General features: G+C 60.3%; 14 protein-coding genes and 3 pseudogenes. 14 read left to right on the top strand and 3 right to left on the bottom strand.

Annotation, left to right across the window (positions count from 1 at the left end; translation table 11 throughout):
• The first annotated feature begins 1 nt into the window (after position 1).
• The 8 genes and pseudogenes from LJU32_06560 (at position 2) to LJU32_06525 (ending at position 8812) form a co-directional block, all read left to right on the top strand.
• The gene (locus tag LJU32_06560) at positions 2-712 is read left to right on the top strand and encodes an SPOR domain-containing protein (protein WKV89955.1); all 711 of its coding nucleotides are present in this window, start codon (positions 2-4) and stop codon (positions 710-712) included.
• Between the two features lie 289 nt (positions 713-1001).
• A pseudogene (gene hslV / locus LJU32_06555) lies at positions 1002-1531 on the top strand (ATP-dependent protease subunit HslV).
• 55 nt (positions 1532-1586) lie between these two features.
• The gene (gene hslU, locus LJU32_06550; GenBank protein WKV89954.1) at positions 1587-2924 is read left to right on the top strand and encodes an ATP-dependent protease ATPase subunit HslU; all 1338 of its coding nucleotides are present in this window, start codon (positions 1587-1589) and stop codon (positions 2922-2924) included.
• 153 nt (positions 2925-3077) lie between these two features.
• Positions 3078-3455: a DUF971 domain-containing protein gene (locus LJU32_06545; GenBank protein ID WKV89953.1), complete on the top strand. Its 378-nt coding sequence runs from the start codon at positions 3078-3080 to the stop codon at positions 3453-3455.
• 256 nt (positions 3456-3711) lie between these two features.
• The gene (gene phaC, locus LJU32_06540; protein WKV89952.1) at positions 3712-5391 is read left to right on the top strand and encodes a class II poly(R)-hydroxyalkanoic acid synthase; all 1680 of its coding nucleotides are present in this window, start codon (positions 3712-3714) and stop codon (positions 5389-5391) included.
• A 94-nt stretch (positions 5392-5485) separates the two neighbouring features.
• A complete protein-coding gene (gene phaZ, locus LJU32_06535; protein ID WKV89951.1) occupies positions 5486-6340 on the top strand; it encodes a poly(3-hydroxyalkanoate) depolymerase in 855 nt (284 codons plus the stop codon).
• A gap of 140 nt (positions 6341-6480) precedes the next feature.
• On the top strand, positions 6481-8163 hold the full coding sequence (gene phaC, locus LJU32_06530; protein ID WKV89950.1) for a class II poly(R)-hydroxyalkanoic acid synthase: 1683 nt from the start codon (positions 6481-6483) through the stop codon (positions 8161-8163).
• Positions 8164-8193: 30 nt separating this feature from the next.
• Positions 8194-8812: pseudogene (locus tag LJU32_06525) on the top strand (TetR/AcrR family transcriptional regulator).
• A 194-nt stretch (positions 8813-9006) separates the two neighbouring features.
• On the opposite strand, the gene LJU32_06520 reads toward LJU32_06525, so the two are convergent.
• From LJU32_06520 to LJU32_06510, 3 genes and pseudogenes are all read right to left on the bottom strand, one after another.
• Complete coding sequence (locus tag LJU32_06520) at positions 9007-9900, bottom strand: phasin family protein (protein WKV89949.1); 894 nt, start codon at positions 9898-9900, stop codon at positions 9007-9009.
• Between the two features lie 10 nt (positions 9901-9910).
• Positions 9911-10332 (bottom strand): annotated as a pseudogene (locus tag LJU32_06515) (phasin family protein).
• A gap of 229 nt (positions 10333-10561) precedes the next feature.
• Positions 10562-10837, bottom strand: a complete 276-nt coding sequence (locus tag LJU32_06510; protein ID WKV89948.1) for a polyhydroxyalkanoic acid system family protein — start codon at positions 10835-10837, stop codon at positions 10562-10564.
• A gap of 154 nt (positions 10838-10991) precedes the next feature.
• Here LJU32_06510 and ubiE point away from each other — a divergent pair, with 154 nt between their 5' ends.
• From ubiE to LJU32_06480, 6 genes are all read left to right on the top strand, one after another.
• On the top strand, positions 10992-11762 hold the full coding sequence (gene ubiE, locus LJU32_06505; protein WKV89947.1) for a bifunctional demethylmenaquinone methyltransferase/2-methoxy-6-polyprenyl-1,4-benzoquinol methylase UbiE: 771 nt from the start codon (positions 10992-10994) through the stop codon (positions 11760-11762).
• Complete coding sequence (locus LJU32_06500) at positions 11762-12385, top strand: SCP2 domain-containing protein (protein WKV89946.1); 624 nt, start codon at positions 11762-11764, stop codon at positions 12383-12385. The genes ubiE and LJU32_06500 overlap by 1 nt, the downstream gene beginning before the upstream one ends.
• A complete protein-coding gene (ubiB, locus tag LJU32_06495) occupies positions 12382-13986 on the top strand; it encodes a ubiquinone biosynthesis regulatory protein kinase UbiB (protein ID WKV89945.1) in 1605 nt (534 codons plus the stop codon). The genes LJU32_06500 and ubiB overlap by 4 nt, the downstream gene beginning before the upstream one ends.
• 122 nt (positions 13987-14108) lie before the next feature.
• Positions 14109-14510 (top strand): phosphoribosyl-AMP cyclohydrolase, encoded by a 402-nt coding sequence (hisI, locus tag LJU32_06490; GenBank protein ID WKV89944.1) that lies wholly within the window; start codon positions 14109-14111, stop codon positions 14508-14510.
• Complete coding sequence (locus tag LJU32_06485) at positions 14503-14835, top strand: phosphoribosyl-ATP diphosphatase (GenBank protein ID WKV89943.1); 333 nt, start codon at positions 14503-14505, stop codon at positions 14833-14835. The genes hisI and LJU32_06485 overlap by 8 nt, the downstream gene beginning before the upstream one ends.
• Before the next feature lie 25 nt (positions 14836-14860).
• Positions 14861-15142 (top strand): twin-arginine translocase TatA/TatE family subunit, encoded by a 282-nt coding sequence (locus LJU32_06480; GenBank protein WKV89942.1) that lies wholly within the window; start codon positions 14861-14863, stop codon positions 15140-15142.
• Positions 15143-15151 lie beyond the last annotated feature (9 nt).

The following is a 15151-nucleotide window of genomic DNA, read 5'->3' as shown; positions in this document are numbered from 1 at the left end:
GTTGGCTGCCAAGAAAAAACCTGCACCCAAACGCGGCGCCAGTCGCTATCAGGCCCCAGCGAAACAACCGATTCCGGGCTGGCTGTGGATGGCCATCGGCCTGACCGTCGGCGCGTTCATCGTGTTTCTGATGAAACTGGAACCGGGCAAGGGCAGCGACACGGTCAAGCGCGAGAAAGTCGAACAGCAGCAGAAAGCGTCGAAGATCGCCGAGGCCAACAAGACCCCGCCGAGCCCGACGCAACCGGTGAAGCCGAAGTACGATTTCTACACTTTGCTGCCGGAATCGGAAGTGATCGTGCCGCCGGACGCAGTACCTGAGAAGACCCTGCCGACGCCGCAAGTGCCGGCCATCCCGACCACGCCGGTGACCCCGGCCGAAGCGGCGAAGATCGACACCGCACGTGCGCAGGCAGCCCTGGCCGGGATTACGCCGCCGCCAGCGCCGCCAGTGAGCAAGGCCGCGCCAGTGACCAAGTTCTTCCTCCAGGCCGGTTCGTTCCGCAAGGAAACCGATGCTGACAAGGTGCGTGCGCAGATCATTCTGCTCGGCCAAGCCGTCGCGGTGGAGTCCGGTACGGTCAAGGATGAAACCTGGTACCGCGTTCTGGTTGGCCCGTTCAGCAACCGTGAACAACTGACCACGGCGCAGAAACAACTGGCCGGCGCCGGCTTCAGCAACCTGTTGTTACAACAACGCCAGAGCCGCTAAGGCTCTCAGAGGTCAGCTGCAACTTGCAGGTGAGCTTCAAACTTTGTGGCGAGGGATTTATCCCCGTTTGGCTGCGGAGCAGCCCTGAAACCAGCCATTGCGGTGCAGCAGGCATACCGCAAATGATGGTTTCGCGACTGCTTCGCAGCCGAACGGGGATAAATCCCCTCGCCACAGTCATCACACACACCATTCGTCTCCCATCGTCCCTGCCGGTTGAAATCCCCTCCAGCACCCCCATATGAATGGGCATAAGGCATTTTCGCCCCGCTGCGTGGAGACTCTTCCCTTGACCACCATCGTTTCAGTCCGCCGCCACGGCAAAGTCGTCATGGGCGGCGACGGCCAGGTTTCTCTCGGCAACACCGTGATGAAAGGCAACGCCAAAAGGTTCGTCGCCTGTACCACGGCCAGGTCATCGCCGGTTTTGCCGGTGCCACCGCCGACGCCTTTACCCTGTTCGAACGTTTCGAAGGCCAGCTCGAAAAACATCAGGGTCACCTGATCCGCGCCGCCGTCGAACTCGCCAAAGAATGGCGCACCGACCGCTCCCTGAGCCGTCTCGAAGCGATGCTCGCGGTTGCCAACAAGGATGCCTCGCTGATCATCACCGGCAACGGTGACGTGGTTGAACCCGAAGATGGCCTGATTGCCATGGGTTCCGGAGGCGCCTACGCGCAAGCCGCCGCCAGCGCCCTGCTGAAAAAGACTGACCTGTCGGCGCGCGAGATCGTCGAAACCGCCCTCGGCATCGCCGGCGACATCTGCGTATTCACCAACCACACCCAGACCATTGAGGAGCAGGATCTCGCTGAATAAGCCTGTTTCGGCCCGTGTGCCACGGCTTGTTTCTGCTTGAGGACCGTCAATTATTATGTCCATGACTCCCCGCGAAATTGTCCACGAACTCAACCGCCATATCATCGGCCAGGACGATGCCAAGCGCGCCGTCGCGATTGCCCTGCGCAACCGCTGGCGCCGCATGCAGCTGCCTGAAGAGCTGCGCGTTGAGGTGACCCCGAAGAACATCCTGATGATCGGCCCGACCGGTGTCGGTAAAACCGAGATCGCCCGTCGCCTGGCGAAACTGGCCAATGCGCCGTTCATCAAGGTCGAAGCGACCAAATTCACCGAAGTCGGTTATGTCGGTCGTGACGTCGAGTCGATCATCCGTGATCTGGCCGATGCTGCGATCAAGATGCTCCGCGAGCAGGAAATGACCCGCGTACGCCACCGCGCCGAAGACGCCGCCGAGGACCGCATCCTCGACGCGTTGCTGCCGCCGGCCCGCATGGGCTTCAGCAACGAAGAAGCGCCGAGCTCCGATTCCAATACCCGCCAGCTGTTCCGCAAGCGCCTGCGCGAAGGTCAGCTGGACGACAAGGAAATCGAGATCGAAGTCGCCGAAGTTTCCGGCATCGAAATCGCCACGCCGCCGGGCATGGAAGAGATGACCAACCAGCTGCAATCGCTGTTTGCCAACATGGGCAAGGGCAAGAAGAAGTCGCGCAAGCTCAAGGTCAAGGAAGCACTGAAACTGGTGCGCGATGAAGAAGCCGGGCGTCTGGTCAACGAGGAAGAGCTGAAGGCCAAGGCGCTGGAAGCGGTCGAGCAGCACGGCATCGTTTTCATCGACGAGATCGACAAGGTCGCCAAGCGCGGCAATGTCGGCGGCGCCGATGTCTCCCGCGAAGGCGTACAGCGCGACCTGCTGCCGCTGATCGAGGGCTGCACCGTCAACACCAAGCTGGGCATGGTCAAGACCGACCACATCCTGTTCATCGCTTCCGGTGCGTTTCACCTGAGCAAGCCGAGCGATCTGGTGCCGGAACTGCAAGGCCGTCTGCCGATCCGCGTCGAGCTCAAGGCGCTGAGCCCGGAAGACTTCGAACGCATCCTCAGCGAACCGCACGCCTCGCTCACCGAGCAATACTGCGCGCTGCTGAAAACCGAAGGCCTGAACATCCAGTTCCAGCCCGAGGGCATCAAGCGTCTGGCGGAGATCGCCTGGCAGGTCAACGAGAAGACCGAGAACATCGGTGCCCGTCGCCTGCACACCCTGCTTGAGCGTCTGCTCGAAGAGGTGTCGTTCAGCGCCGGCGACCTGGCCAGCGCCCACGATGACAAGGCGATTCTGATCGACGCCGACTACGTCAACAGCCACCTTGGCGAATTGGCGCAGAACGAAGATCTGTCCCGTTATATCCTGTAAGCCATACTTACAGCGATAGCGGACCCTGTGGGAGCGGGCTTGCTCGCGAAGAGGCCGTGTCAGTCGACATCATTGTTGTCTGACACACCGCTTTCGCGAGCAAGCCCGCTCCCACATTTGAAACAGGGTCACCCACACAACGGACGCCAGGCCATGACCTCGATTCCCACCGACATCAAACTGCACAAAGCCTCGAAAACCCTGACGCTCACCTACGCGTCCGGCGAGGAATACACTCTGCCCGCCGAGTTTCTGCGCGTGCACTCTCCCTCCGCCGAGGTCCAGGGCCACGGCAAACCGATTCTGCAATTCGGCAAGCTCAACGTGGGTCTGAGCAAGCTGGAACCGGCTGGCAACTATGCACTGAAACTGACCTTCGATGACGGCCATGACAGCGGCCTGTTCACCTGGGAATACCTCTACGAACTCGGCAAGCGCCAGAACGAACTCTGGGACGATTATCTTGCCGAGCTGCGCGCTGCCGGAAAATCCCGCGATCCTAACGAGTCGTTCGTCAAGCTGATGCTCTAGGCCGTGGCTCTTGCTCTTTAGAGGGCATTTTCTAACTTCATCTGTTTGAATGCTCCGCGCATACGGCCCGGGATCGGCCGCTTGCGAAAAAATTAAACTCGGGTAACCAATGGAGCTGGCAAGTTCCCTGCAGTGCTCTGCGACTGTAAAGCAGCTATGCAGAATCAACGGTCACCCGAGCAGTAGTACCCGGCATTGGCTGTGGAAGCGACAGCGTGAAACCGGGTACTCGTCTCAGGACAATGGAGCGTCGTAGATGAGTGACAAGAATAACGATGACCTGAAGTACCAAGCCTCGGAAAACACTCTGGGGCTTAACCCCGTCGTCGGGCTGCGCGGAAAGGATCTGCTGGCCTCTGCTCGAATGGTGCTGAAACAGGCCATCAGACAACCGATTCACAGCGTCAGGCACGTGACCCATTTCGGCCTCGAGCTGAAGAACGTGCTGCTGGGCAAATCCGCGCTGCAACCGGCCGGTGATGACCGCCGTTTTGCCGATCCGGCGTGGAGCCAGAACCCGCTGTACAAACGTTATCTGCAAACCTACCTGGCCTGGCGCAAGGAACTGCATGCCTGGATCGACGACAGCAGCCTGTCCCCCAAAGACATCGCTCGCGGCCATTTCGTCATCAACCTGATGACCGAAGCCATGGCGCCGACCAATACGGCGGCCAATCCGGCGGCGGTCAAACGCTTCTTCGAAACCGGCGGCAAAAGCCTGCTCGATGGCCTCTCGCATCTGGCCAAGGATCTTGTGCACAACGGCGGCATGCCGAGCCAGGTCAACATGGGTGCGTTTGAAGTCGGCAAAAGCCTCGGCGTCACCGAGGGCGCGGTGGTGTTCCGCAACGACGTACTGGAGCTGATCCAGTACCGGCCTATCACCGAGCAAGTCCACGAACGCCCGCTGCTGGTGGTGCCGCCGCAGATCAACAAGTTCTACGTTTTCGACTTGAGCCCGGACAAAAGCCTGGCGCGCTTCTGCCTGCGCAACAACGTGCCGACCTTCATCATCAGTTGGCGCAACCCGACCAAGGCCCAGCGCGAGTGGGGTCTGTCGACCTACATCGAAGCGCTGAAGGAAGCGGTCGACGTGGTCACCGCGATCACCGGCAGCAAAGATGTGAACATGCTCGGCGCCTGCTCCGGTGGCATCACCTGCACCGCCCTGCTCGGCCACTACGCCGCGCTCGGCGAGAACAAGGTCAATGCCCTCACCCTGCTGGTCAGCGTGCTCGACACCACCCTGGACAGCGACGTCGCCCTGTTCGTCGATGAGCAGACCCTCGAGACCGCCAAGCGCCACTCCTATCAGGCCGGAGTGCTGGAAGGCAAAGACATGGCCAAGGTCTTCGCCTGGATGCGCCCCAACGATCTGATCTGGAATTACTGGGTCAACAACTACCTGCTCGGCAACGAGCCACCGGTGTTCGACATCCTGTTCTGGAACAACGACACCACCCGCCTGCCCGCTGCGTTCCACGGTGACCTGATCGAGATGTTCAAAAACAATCCACTGATCCGTCCCAATGCACTGGAAGTGTGCGGCACGCCGATCGACCTCAAGCAGGTCACCGCCGACATCTTCTCGCTGGCCGGCACCAACGACCACATCACGCCATGGAAGTCCTGCTACAAGTCGGCGCAGCTGTTCGGCGGCAAAGTCGAATTCGTGCTGTCGAGCAGCGGCCATATCCAGAGCATCCTCAACCCGCCGGGCAATCCGAAGTCGCGCTACATGACCGGCGAAGAGATGGCGCCGACCGCCGATGACTGGCAGGAAAATTCGACCAAGCACACCGATTCCTGGTGGCTGTACTGGCAGGCATGGCTGGCCGAGCGCTCGGGCAACCTGAAAAAAGCCCCGACGAAACTGGGCAACAAAGCGTACCCGGCGGGCGAGGCTTCGCCGGGCACTTACGTACATGAGAGATAGCGGCAAGTTTCAAGCTGCGAGCGACAAGCTGAGCGGGTTCTGCTTGAAGCTTGCGGCTTGCAGCTGCTCCCAACTGACCCGAAGGGTTTGACCCATGCCGCAACCGTTCATATTCCGCACCGTTGATCTGGATGGTCAGACCCTCCGCACGGCGGTACGCCCCGGCAAGCCTCATTTGACGCCTCTGCTGATCTTCAACGGCATCGGCGCCAACCTGGAACTGGTGTTTCCGTTTGTCGCGGCGCTCGACCCGGATCTGGAAGTGATCGCCTTCGACGTGCCCGGGGTCGGCGGCTCGTCGACGCCGAACCGGCCGTATCGCTTCCCCGGCCTGGCCAAACTGACGGCGCGGATGCTCGACTATCTCGACTACGGTCAGGTCAATGTGATTGGCGTGTCGTGGGGCGGCGCCCTGGCGCAGCAGTTTGCCTATGACTACCCCGAGCGCTGCAAGAAGCTGGTACTGGCGGCGACCGCGGCCGGTGCGGTGATGGTCCCGGGCAAGCCGAAAGTGCTGTGGATGATGGCCAGCCCGCGCCGCTACATTCAGCCATCCCATGTTATTCGCATCGCGCCGATGATCTACGGCGGCTCGTTCCGCCGCGACCCGACGCTGGCGGCCAGCCATGCGGCGAAAGTGCGCTCGGCGGGCAAGCTCGGTTACTACTGGCAGCTGTTCGCCGGCCTCGGCTGGACCAGCATCCACTGGCTGCACAAGATTCATCAGCCGACGCTGGTGCTGGCCGGCGATGACGATCCGCTGATTCCGCTGATCAACATGCGCATGCTCGCCTGGCGCATTCCCAACGCGCAGCTGCACATCATCGATGACGGCCATCTGTTCCTGATTACCCGCGCCGAAGCGGTGGCGCCGATCATCATGAAGTTTCTCGAAGAGGAGCGTCTGCGCGCAGTCATGCATCCGCATCCGACGCCGCTGGGCGGCTGATCGCGGCGGCCTGCTTTATGCAGCACTTTTCAAATCAAGCGCGCGGCAGGACGCCGCGCAGGCAGCAACCGGTAACAGCGTCTATGGTGTTCTGGTTCGGTGAGTGTGTTTTTGCCCTGAAGACGAAGGAGTGTTGAGTCATGCGCGAAAAACCAGCGACGGGCGTGGTGCCCAGCCCCGCCGTGTTTATCAACGCCCAGAGTGCGATCGCCGGTCTGCGTGGCAGGGACCTGCTGTCGACACTGCGCAGCGTCGCCGCCCACGGCTTGCGCAATCCTTTGCACAGCGCCAGGCACGCGCTGAAGCTTGGCGGGCAGTTGGGCCGCGTACTGCTCGGCGAAACCCTGCACCCGACCAATCCGCAAGACAGCCGCTTCGCCGATCCGGCGTGGAGCCTCAACCCGTTTTACCGGCGCAGTCTGCAGGCGTATCTGGCCTGGCAGAAACAGGTCAAGAGCTGGATCGATGAGGGCGACATGAGCCCTGAAGATCGCGCCCGTGCGCACTTCGCTTTCACCCTGCTCAATGACGCCGTAGCGCCATCCAATACCCTGCTCAATCCGCTGGCGGTCAAGGAGCTGTTCAATTCCGGCGGGCAGAGCCTGGTGCGTGGCCTGAGCCATCTTTTCGATGATCTTTTGCACAACGACGGCCTGCCACGGCAAGTGACCAAACAAGCATTCGAGGTTGGCAAAACCGTGGCGACCACCAGCGGATCGGTGGTGTTTCGCAATGAAATGTTCGAGCTGATCCAGTACAAGTCGATGAGCGAAAAGCAGTACGCCAAGCCGCTGCTGGTGGTGCCGCCGCAAATCAACAAGTACTACATCTTCGATCTGAGCCCGCAGAACAGCTTCGTCCAGTACGCCCTGAAAAACAGCCTGCAGACGTTCATGATCAGTTGGCGCAATCCTGATGTGCGCCATCGCGAGTGGGGCCTGTCGAGTTACGTCGAAGCGGTCGAAGAAGCGATGAACATGTGCCGGGCGATTACCGGTGCGCGGGAAGTCAACCTGATGGGCGCCTGCGCCGGCGGCCTGACCATCGCCGCCCTGCAAGGCCATCTGCAGGCCAAACGGCAACTGCGCCGGGTCGCCAGCGCGACGTACCTGGTCAGCCTGCTCGACAGCCAGATCGAGACCCCGGCCACGCTGTTCGCCGATGAACAAACACTGGAAGCGGCCAAGCGACGCTCGTACCAGCGAGGCGTGCTCGACGGTCGCGACATGGCCAAGGTCTTCGCCTGGATGCGCCCCAACGATTTGATCTGGAGCTATTTCGTCAACAACTACCTGCTGGGCAAGGAGCCGCCAGCTTTCGACATCCTCTACTGGAACAACGACAACACACGCCTGCCGGCGGCGCTGCACGGCGATCTGCTGGACTTCTTCAAGCACAACCCGCTGATCCACGCGGGCGGCCTCGAGGTGTGCGGCACGCCGATCGACCTGCAGAAGGTCAACGTCGACAGCTTCAGCGTCGCCGGCATGAACGACCACATCACGCCATGGGACGCGGTGTATCGCTCGACCCTGCTGCTCGGTGGCGAGCGACGCTTCGTGCTGTCCAACAGCGGCCACGTGCAGAGCATCCTCAACCCGCCGAGCAACTCGAAAGCTGCCTACGTCGAGAACGCCAAGCTGAGCAGCGACCCGCGTGCCTGGTACTACGATGCCAAACACGTCGACGGCAGCTGGTGGCCGCAGTGGCTGGAATGGGTCGCGCAGCGCTCGGGCGCCCTGAATGAGACTCGCACCACCCTCGGCAATCCGAACTATCCACCGATGGAAGCGGCACCCGGCACCTATGTGCATGTGCGCTGACGCTCAACCGAATTTTTCTAAGAAGACTGGATGAAAACCCGCGACCGGATTCTCGAATGTGCGCTGCAACTGTTCAACGAAAAGGGCGAGCCGAACGTGTCCACCATGGAGGTGGCCAACGAAATGGGGATCAGCCCGGGCAATCTCTACTACCACTTCCACGGTAAGGAACCGCTGATTCTCGGTTTGTTCGAACGCTTCCAGCATGAACTCGCGCCCCTGCTCGACCCGCCGCCGGACGTGGAGCTGGCGCCGGAGGATTACTGGTTGTTCTTGCATTTGATCGTCGAGCGGCTGGCGCAATACCGGTTCCTGTTCCAGGACCTGTCGAACCTCGCCGGGCGCCTGCCGAAACTGGCCAAGGGGATTCGCAATCTGCTCAACGCGCTGAAGCGCACGCTGGCGTCGTTGTTGGCGCGCTTGAAGGCTTCAGGGCAACTGGTCAGCGATACCCAGGCGTTGGGTCAACTTGTCGAGCAGGTGACCATGACGTTGTTGTTCTCGCTGGATTACCAGCGGATTCTTGATCGGGAGGGAAGTGAGACTGGTGGTTTATCAGATCATGATGCTGGTGGCGCCGCATTTGCTGCCGCCAGTGAAGGTCGCGACAGAGCGGATGGCGCTGCAATACCTTGAGAATCACGACTGAACGAAATATTCCTGTGAATGCAAATTCCATCTGTGGGAGCGGGCTTGCTCGCGAAGGCGTCTTGTCAGTCGACATTTGAGTTGACTGACACGCCCCTTCGCGAGCAAGCCCGCTCCCACAAGGGATTCACGGCATTCTTGAGAAACAAAAACGCCCGACCTTCACAGGCCGGGCGTTTTTGATTTGCCCTGCAATCAGGACTGACTGGATGGCGTCGACGGTGTCGATGCTGCAGTCGGTGTAGCTGCTGCCGTAGGTGCCGCAGCGGAGTTTGCCGCGCTGGCCGGGGCTGTTGGAGCAGTCGATGGCGTAGCGGCCGGTTTTGGCGCAGCGGCTTTCGGCGCGGCCGGTTTTTTCACAGCAGGCTTTTTCGCCGCAGCCGGTTTGGCCGCAGGCTTCGCAGCAGGTTTGGCGGCAGCGGTCTTCGCTGCTGGTTTCGCTGCAGTTTTAGCCGCAGGTTTTGCTGCTGCTTTGGCTGCCGGTTTCGCAGCGGCTTTGGCGGCAACCGGTTTGGCGGCAGCTTTGGTCGCAGGCTTGGCGGCCGCAGTTTTGGTCGCAGCTTTCGCAGCAGGTTTTGCTGCCGCTTTGGCCAGTGGCTTGGCTGCGGTTTTCGCCGCAGGTTTGGCCGCTGCAGTTTTACTGGCAGGTTTCGCCGCAGCGGTTTTCGCCGCCACAGGCTGAGCTTTCAGACCGGTGAGTTTCTCGATCTGTTTGGTCAGCGTATCGACCTTGGCGTTGAGTGCCTTGACCTCATTGCGGCTCGGTACACCCAGGCGCGAAATCGCGCTGTTCAGACGCTTGTCGAATGCGCCTTCCAGCTCGTCCCACTTGCCCATGGCGCGGTCCTTCACGCCGCTGATGCGCGACTTGGCCGAGGAGGTCGAGTCCTCGACTTTCTTGCCGACAGCAGTCTTGGTGAGCTTCTCGGCTTTCTCGCCGTCTTTGACCAATGCATCGAAGAGTTTGCTGCCGTCAGTGTCGATCTTCGAGTACACGCCTAAACCAGCCAGCCAGATTTTGCGGGAGTAGGACTCGACCTTCCCGACCCACGAGCTGCTTTCTTTATCGGTGTTCTTTTTGCCAGCCATCCCGTTCTCCTTAAGATTTTCGCGCGACGCGTTCGAGCAATGCCGTCAGCTCATCGAGCTTAGCAGAGAGTGCCTCAACGTCATGTTTAGACGGAATGCCGATCCGATTCAAGGCGCTGGCCACACGGTTGTCGAAGGCCTTCTCGACCTTGTCGAGCTGAACTTCAACGCGGCCCTTGAACGAGCTGACCTGAGTGGCCGCGTCATCGATCTCGGCGTTGGCTGCGAGGAGTTTTTCGGTGACGGCTTTTTTGCCTTTCTTTTCAACAGTTTGACCGGCGGCGACGAGCTCTTGAAAGTACTCGCTGCCCTCCTGCCCGACCTTGGTATAGGCGCCCAGGCCTGCCAGCCAGATCTTGCGGGCATAGGATTTGACGTCGCTCAGAGTGGAAGTCGGAGCGTCGATTTTTTCTTCAAAATGACTTTGGCCATGGTGCACCTCACGCGCAGAAGGTTTGAGGAACTGCCGGACGAGTGTCGGGCTCAGGCACAAAGTAGGCAGAAAAATTAGAAAGGGCACCCTAACCAGCGGGAGCATCATTAAACAAATGTGGGAGCGAGCCTGCTCGCGAAAGCGGTTTGTCAGTCACGGATAATTTGACTGAAAGACCGCTTTCGCGAGCAGGCTCGCTCCCACAGGGGGACTGGATTTCAACCTGAATCAGGCGAGGGCTTTGTCGAGGGCTTTCTCGATCTCGGCTTTGATCATGCCGCTCATGGCCGACATCATCAGGCCCAGTTCGACGTCGACCCGGATCGAATCGTCCGCCACATGCACTTCGCCTTTTACGCCCGAGCGCTTGAGGTTCAAGGTATCGCCCGACCACTGCGGCTCCAGGCCGTATTGTTCATTTAGCTTTTTGGCCAATTTGTCGGCCTTCTCGCGGGCGGCTTCCTTGCCCAGGGTGTGGGCGCGCTCAACACTGATTTTGGCCATGGAATGACTCCTGATGATTGAATGGCTATCGTTGAATCTTGACCGCATCTGCGGCAAATCGTCCCGAAGGTTGCCCATCTTACCTTTAGCCATTCCAAGACAAAGCATGGCGTGGGGATTAGAATGTCGCGCATTCTCTTTTGGTGACAGCGATATGACTGATCAGCGCAAAGGCAGCGATGCCGAACCCACCACTCACTTCGGCTTCAAAAACGTTCCGGAAAGCCAGAAAGCGGAAAAAGTCGCTGAGGTTTTCCATTCCGTAGCCGCGAAATACGACCTGATGAACGACCTTCTGTCGGGCGGCATGCACCGTCTGTGGAAGCGGTTCGCGATCGAGCTTTCCGGCGTGCGCAGCGGCAACCGCGTGCTCGACATCGCCGGTGGCACCGGCGACCTGACCCGCAAGTTCTCGAACCTCGTCGGCCCGACCGGCCAGGTCGTGCTGGCCGACATCAACGAATCGATGCTCAAGGTCGGCCGTGATCGCCTGCTCGATCTCGGCGTTGCCGGCAACGTCGAATTCGTCCAGGCCGACGCGGAAAAACTGCCGTTCCCGGACAACCATTTCGACTGCGTGACCATCGCCTTCGGCCTGCGCAACGTCACGCACAAAGAAGACGCGCTGCGTTCGATGCTGCGCGTGCTCAAGCCCGGCGGGCGCCTGCTGGTGCTGGAATTCTCCAAGCCGACCAACGCACTTATGTCCAAAGCCTACGACGCCTACTCGTTCGCCTTCATGCCGCTGATGGGCAAGCTGATCACCAACGATTCGGAAAGCTATCGCTACCTGGCCGAATCGATCCGCATGCACCCGAATCAGGAAACCCTGAAGTCGATGATGGTCGAGGCCGGTTTCGACCGCGTGACCTATCACAACATGACCGCAGGCATCGTCGCCCTGCACCGCGGCATCAAGCCCTGATGTTGCTTACCGGGCTGCTCGCCAGCGTCGAACTCGGCCTCAACCGGGTGCTGCGTCTCGACAGCACGGCGCTGCCGCGCCTGGCGCATCTGACCGGCAAGGTGATTGCCGTCGACTGCCGCAGCCCGGCGCTGCAATTGTTCATTCTGCCCAGCGATGAGGGCCTGATGCTGGCTTCGCAGTGGGCAGCGGATGTCGATTGCACGTTGCGTGCACCGGCCTCAAGCCTGGTGAAACTGGCCCTGAGCAAAGACAAGACCGCCGTGCTGCACGCACCGGAAGTCGAGCTCGATGGCAACAGCGGCGTGTTGCTGGAACTGGCCGGCGTACTGCAAGACCTCGAGCTGGACTGGGAGTACGAACTCTCGCGCTGGCTCGGCCCGGTCGCCACGCAACTGCTCGGTGGCCATCTGCGCAGCCGCGCGCGCTGGTATCAACAAGGATTTGCCAGCCTCAACCAGAATCTTGCCGAATACCTCGCCGAAGAATCGCGCACCCTCGTCGGGCAACGCGAAGCCGAGGCGCGATTCAGCGAACTGGACCGGATCAAACTTGATCTGGAACGACTCGAGGCGCGTTTCGAGCGCCTTTCCCGATCCCTCGACCCAAGCGATAACGCATGAAGCTGCTTGCCGTCCGCCGTCTGTTGCGCATCCAGCGCGTCGTGATCCGCTACCGCCTCGATGACCTGCTGTTCGATCTGCCACTGCCCTGGTTTCTTCTGGCCGTGCGCTTTTTGCTGCCGTGGCGCTGGCTGCCGCGCAAGCCGCTGGAGCTCAATCGTGGCGCGCGCTTGCGCCTGGCATTGCAGGATCTGGGGCCGATCTTCATCAAGTTCGGGCAGATTCTTTCGACCCGCCGCGACCTGTTGCCGGAAGACATCGCCGATGAGCTGATGCTGCTGCAGGACCGCGTGCCGCCGTTCGATTCGCAAGTGTCGATCAAGCTGATCGAAGAACAGCTGGGCAAGAAAATCAGCGAAGTGTTCAGCCGTTTCGACGTTGCCCCTCTGGCCTCGGCTTCGGTGGCGCAGGTGCACGCGGCGCAGCTGAAAAGCGGCGAAGAAGTCGTGGTGAAGGTCATTCGCCCGGGCCTGAAACCGGTGATCGCGCAGGATCTGGCGTGGCTGTTCATTCTTGCCCGCGCCGCCGAGAAATTCTCCGCTGACGCGCGCCTGTTGCACCCGGTCGACGTGGTACAGGATTACGAAAAGACCATTTACGACGAACTCGATCTGTTGCGCGAGGCGGCCAACGCCAGCCAGTTACGCCGCAACTTCGAAGGCTCGCAGCTGCTTTATGTACCGCAAGTCTATTGGGATTGGTGCCGGCCGAAAGTGCTGGTGATGGAGCGCATCTACGGCATTCAGGTCACCGATCTGGCGACCCTTGCCGACCAGCGCACCGACATGAAAATGCTCGCCGAGCGTGGTGTGGAGATTTTCTTCACTCAGGTGTTCCGCGACAGCTTCTTCCACGCCGACATGCACCCGGGCAACATCTTCGTCAGCACGGTGAACCCGTGGAGCCCGCAGTACATCGCGATCGACTGCGGCATCGTCGGCAGCCTGACCCCGGAAGACCAGGATTATCTGGCGCGCAACCTGTTCGCTTTCTTCAAGCGTGACTACCGCCGTGTGGCGCAGTTGCACATCGATTCGGGCTGGGTGCCGGCGGAAACCAAACTCAACGAATTCGAAGCGGCGATCCGTACGGTGTGCGAACCGATCTTCGAAAAACCGTTAAAAGATATTTCATTTGGCCAGGTGCTGATGCGCCTGTTCCAGACCGCACGCCGTTTCAACATGGAAGTGCAGCCGCAACTGGTGCTGTTGCAGAAGACCTTGCTGAACATCGAAGGCCTCGGTCGCCAGCTGTATCCGGATCTGGATCTGTGGAACACCGCGCAGCCGTTTCTCGAGCGCTGGATGCGCGAACGCGTCAGCCCGAAAGCCTTGCTGGGCAACGTGCAGAGCCAGCTGGAGCAAATTCCGCACCTGTCGAACATGGCCCGCGACCTGCTCGAACGCATGTCGCAACCTCACGCCAAAGACCCACCGCCGCCGTGGCGCAAACGCAAGGACGACTGGTTCCTGCGCCTGCTCGGCTGCGCGCATCTGGCCGGCGGCGCGATCCTCGCTGCGGGCGGCCCGTTGACCGAGTGGTCGCACTGGCCCGCCGGAATCATGATCGCGGTCGGTTTGTATCTGGTCGTTCGCCGATAGCAGGTTTGAGCTGCAAGTTATAAGCTGCAAGCCTCAAGCTTGACGACACAGGTACACCGCGCAACCTGCTTTTACTTGCAACTTGAAGCTCATGGCTTGCTGCTGCTTTTCGAGATTTGAAGATGAAAAACTGGCTGGACGAGATCAAGTGGGACGCTGACGGCCTGGTGCCGGCGATCGCTCAGGATCACAAGACCGGGCGCGTATTGATGATGGCCTGGATGAACCGCGAAGCGCTGGAACTGACCGCAGCGGAGAATCGTGCAATCTACTGGTCACGTTCCCGTGGCAAGCTGTGGCGCAAGGGCGAAGAGTCCGGCCATGTGCAGACCCTGCATGAAATGCGTCTGGACTGTGACGCCGACGTGATCATCCTCATGGTTGAACAGATCGGCGACATCGCTTGCCACACCGGCCGTCAAAGCTGCTTTTACCGGGTCTTCGAAAACGGCGACTGGAAAACGGTCGACCCGGTTCTGAAAGACCCGCACGCTATCTATTCCGCAGGACACACACATGAGTGACACCCTGACCCGCCTCGCTCAGGTACTTGAAGAGCGCAAAGGCGCAGCAGCCGACAGCTCGTATGTCGCCAGCCTGTATCACAAGGGGCTGAACAAGATTCTGGAGAAAGTCGGCGAAGAGTCGGTCGAAACCATTATTGCCGCCAAGGATGCCGCCATCAGCGGCGATTGCAGTGATGTGATCTACGAGACCGCCGACCTGTGGTTCCACAGCATGGTCATGCTCGCCCAACTGGGGCAGCATCCGCAGGCCGTGCTGGATGAACTGGACCGTCGCTTCGGCCTGTCCGGACACGTCGAGAAAGCCTCGCGTCCGTCCGCCTGAACAACTTTTAGAGAGGAATCGCCACATGGGCATTTTTGACTGGAAACACTGGGTCGTCATTCTGATTGTCGTGGTGCTGGTGTTCGGTACCAAGAAACTGAAAAACCTTGGCACCGACGTTGGCGAATCGATCAAGGGCTTTCGCAAAGCCATGAACGACGATGAAAAACCGACCGAGCCGAACGTGACCCCGCCGGCGCAGCCAGTGCCACCGGTGCAGCCGCAAACCACCGCCCAGGCCAACCCGCCGCACACCATCGACGTGCAGGCGCAGAAAGTCGAAGAGCCGATCCGCAAAGACGTGTGAGCACTGACT

The organism is Pseudomonas sp. B21_DOA (genome assembly GCA_030544685.1).
Lineage (GTDB): Bacteria > Pseudomonadota > Gammaproteobacteria > Pseudomonadales > Pseudomonadaceae > Aquipseudomonas > Aquipseudomonas fluorescens_AO.
The sequence above is the reverse complement of the archived record's forward strand: the minus strand, read 5'-3'. Positions and strand labels throughout refer to the sequence as shown.